The sequence below is a fragment of the Ilyobacter sp. genome (assembly GCF_041583315.1).
Classification (GTDB): domain Bacteria; phylum Fusobacteriota; class Fusobacteriia; order Fusobacteriales; family Fusobacteriaceae; genus Ilyobacter.
This window is the reverse complement of the sequence record NZ_JBFHGC010000328.1, coordinates 1-3,381: the sequence shown is the minus strand read 5'-3', so window position 1 is coordinate 3,381 and position 3,381 is coordinate 1. Positions and strand designations below refer to the sequence as shown.

Below are 3,381 nucleotides of genomic sequence, written 5' to 3'. Positions count from 1 at the left end.
GGTAGAGGTGACAGTCCTAGAGGCAGATAGTCATGGGAGAATAAAGATCGAGAGTATAGATGAAGCAGTAAAAGAAAATACAAGGGCCATTGTCATAACCAATGCTTCAAATCTCACGGGAACAATAATATCTCTGGAAAAAGTAGGTAAGATAGCAAAGAAACATGGTGTCCTCCTCATTGTAGATGCTTCACAAAGTGCTGGTATTTTGGAAGTAGATGTGGAAAAGATGCACATAGATATTTTGTGTTTTACAGGACACAAATCACTTTTCGGACCCCAGGGAACAGGGGGGATATATCTGAGAGAGGGAGTGGCCATAAAACCTATAATGGAAGGTGGATCTGGAGCTCATTCCAAGCTCAGAAGACAACCTGGGGAGATGCCTGATCTCCTGGAATGCGGGACATTAAATGCTCCGGCTATTGCAGCTCTGGGGGCAGGGGTGGACTTTATAATGAGGACAGGGATAGATAATATAAGAAAACATGAAGAAAATATTACAGCTGCTTTTATAGAAGGAATGAAAGGTATAGAGGGAGTCAGAATATATGGACCGGAAACAGAGGAAAGAACCCCGGTGGTAGCAATCAATATAGGGGATTTGGACCCCTCAGAAGTGAGTTCTATATTAGATGAGGAATATCAAATATCCACAAGACCTGGGATGCACTGTGCCCCCCTTGCCCACAGATCCATAGGCACCTATGAAACAGGGGCGGTGAGATTTTCCTTTGGATATTTCAACACAATGGATGAGATAAACTATGCTATAGGGGCAGTGAGGGACATATCTGATTTCTGTAAAGAAAAATAATAAAAACCCCGTCTTTGATCTTATATCAGGGACGGGGTTTTTAAAAATTCTTTTAATTTTTCACACTGATCTATGCCGATATTGTATCCAGCTTTATAAAAAAGTCTTAATTTTACCCTGTCCTGTTCTATCACAGAGAGTGGCATGGTTTCCGGCCTTATCACAAATGCTATGTTTTCCTTCTCCAGCAATTCAAGAAAATAGAGTGTTCCATTGTAATGGATGTATCTTTTCTTCAGTGCCTCAGCTACTTTTGGATATGAGTAGTACCATAATTTAGAAATATTAAGATACCAGCTGGACTGGTCTTCATAGCCCTTTGGGTGGCAGAGGATAACAATAAGTTTCCTATTACCGTCATCTAAGGCTTTTTTTATAGGAATTGCATCGGATATCCCACCATCGAGATATTCCACGCCACCTATTTTAACAACATCTGTCAAAAATGGATAGGAGCAGGATGATTTCAGTATTCTATTGAAAGATTTTTCAGGATACCCGTTTTTTTCAAAATATGCAGGCTTTCCAGTTCTGCAGTTGGTACTCACACAGATAAACTTTTTTGTACTTTTGAAAAATTTTTCATAGTCTACCGGATATTTCTTTTTACCCATAAAGTTTACCAGAAAATCAGAATTTAAAAGGGAGTCCCCTGTGAAAATCCTCTTATAGTCCAGGAGTCTTGGATCATATATATAGTCCATAAACATTTTAAAAGTCCGCTCTTTCTGACCTGTAATATACGAAACCCCGTTGTATGCTCCCATGGAAACCCCAATAACATACGGGATATCAATCCCCTTTTCTATGAAGGCGTCCAAAACCCCGCTTGTAAATATTCCTCTCATTCCTCCCCCTTCCAACACAAGGGCAGTATTTTCCATAAATATCACCTCACAATGAGTAAATAATCTTTCATATAATAATTTTCTAGAAAATTTACAATGCTCCTTTAAATTTTAAAAATAGATTATAAAAAAAGACTGCCCCGAAAGGCAGTCTCTGAATACAAAATTATATGGCTTCCAGGGCAGTGAGAATATTTACATAATGCTCAACACCCTTTAAAAGAATAGACTCATCAAAGTTGAAGTTGCAGCTGTGAAGCGGGTAGTCAAAGTCACGTTCTATATTTCTGCTTCCAAGGAAATAAAAGACACCTGGAATTCTCTCCTGGTAGTATGAGAAATCCTCAGCAAGCATCACAGGATCGGTCTCTTCTATATGGACTTTTTCTGCTATTTTGTTATAAAGATTTTTATCATTGATTACCGGGGGATAATAAGGCTCGAGATCCACACTTATCTCCACTCCGAAAGATTCCTCGAGACCTCTTGAAATCTGAAGGATTCTTTTTTTTATTATTTCAAAGGTATCCTTTGAAAAAGTTCTCACAGTACCCTCTATATGTGTCTTCTCAGCCACGATATTTCTGGCACTTCCTCCCCTTATTTTACCGAAGGATATTACAGCAGTCTCTAAAGGAGAGATACTTCTAGATATAATAGACTGACATGATGAGAGAAATTTGGAAGCTACAAGGATGGAATCAATGGCATTGTGTGGCATACCGCCGTGTCCCCCTTCTCCTTTTATAATTACATCTATTTCTCCAGACTGAGCCATGAGAGGTCCGGCTTTAGAAGCAATTATACCTTCATCCAGGTTGGGGAATAGGTGGATTCCAAATATCCCCTTCACATTATATTTTTCAAATATTCCGCTTTCAGTTATTATTTTTGCCCCTCCTGGTCCCTCTTCAGCAGGCTGGAAGATCAAAAGAACGTTTTTCTTGATGTTCTCAGTCTTTGAAAGTATCTTGGCCAGACCTAAAAGCATAGCCATATGTCCGTCATGACCGCAGGCATGCATTTTTCCAGGATGTTTTGAGGCATACTCCACATCATTTTCCTCTTCTGATTCCAAGGCGTCCATATCTGCTCTGAAGGCATATGTTTCATCGGAACCGGCATCGATATACACGTATATTCCGGTTTTGGCTATGGTGAAAGGATGCAGTCCAAATTCCCTTAATTTTTCCCCTATATAAGCAGACGTTTTATACTCTTCCAGTCCCAGCTCAGGTATCTGATGAAGTTCACGTCTATAGGTTTTCATTTGGTTTCCCAAATCTTTTAAATCCATGATGTCCCCCTTATTTCAATAAAAAACGGATGTATATAATGCTAAACATTAACTGTATTAAAATTTAAGTTTTGGATATTAAAAATTATGTTTATTTAATTGTTTAAGAACTTAAATTTCAGAAGAATCTTATAAACAGTTTCAAGAAAATAAAATAATCTTGTAATTCTTAGATATTAACAGATTTTCAAAAAAAAGAAAAGATGTTAAACAAAAAAAAACTATAATTTTAGAGAAAAGGTTACTTTTTCGAACACAGTCAGAAACAGATAGAACTCAGCAAATACAGGCTCTAAAGAATACGAATACATTCTGTATATCTATATCATATACTGTGTGAATTTTTAAAATTGATGTAACTGTTGTAGAATAAGACAAATAAATTTATAGACAGAGATAAACATAGCTTGTCAAAAGGT

General features: G+C 37.5%; 3 protein-coding genes. 1 reads left to right on the top strand and 2 read right to left on the bottom strand.

The annotated features are described in order from the left end of the window. Nucleotides 1-817 (top strand): aminotransferase class V-fold PLP-dependent enzyme (locus ABZA26_RS10780; protein ID WP_372714533.1); only part of this gene is annotated, 817 nt, incomplete at its 5' end. A gap of 20 nt (nucleotides 818-837) precedes the next feature. Here the strand turns inward: ABZA26_RS10780 and ABZA26_RS10775 are convergent. Further along, entirely contained in the window at nucleotides 838-1,701 is an 864-nt protein-coding gene (locus tag ABZA26_RS10775) for a patatin family protein (protein ID WP_372714532.1), read from the bottom strand. 130 nt (nucleotides 1,702-1,831) lie between these two features. Further along, complete coding sequence (locus ABZA26_RS10770) at nucleotides 1,832-2,962, bottom strand: M20 family metallopeptidase (RefSeq protein ID WP_372714531.1); 1,131 nt, start codon at nucleotides 2,960-2,962, stop codon at nucleotides 1,832-1,834. Nucleotides 2,963-3,381: the final 419 nt, after the last annotated feature.

Coding starts and splice junctions, on each gene's coding strand:
- ABZA26_RS10775 (WP_372714532.1), bottom strand. CDS start 1,701: ATGGAAAATACTGCCCTTGTGTTGGAAGGGGGAGGAATGAGAGGAATA.
- ABZA26_RS10770 (WP_372714531.1), bottom strand. CDS start 2,962: ATGGATTTAAAAGATTTGGGAAACCAAATGAAAACCTATAGACGTGAA.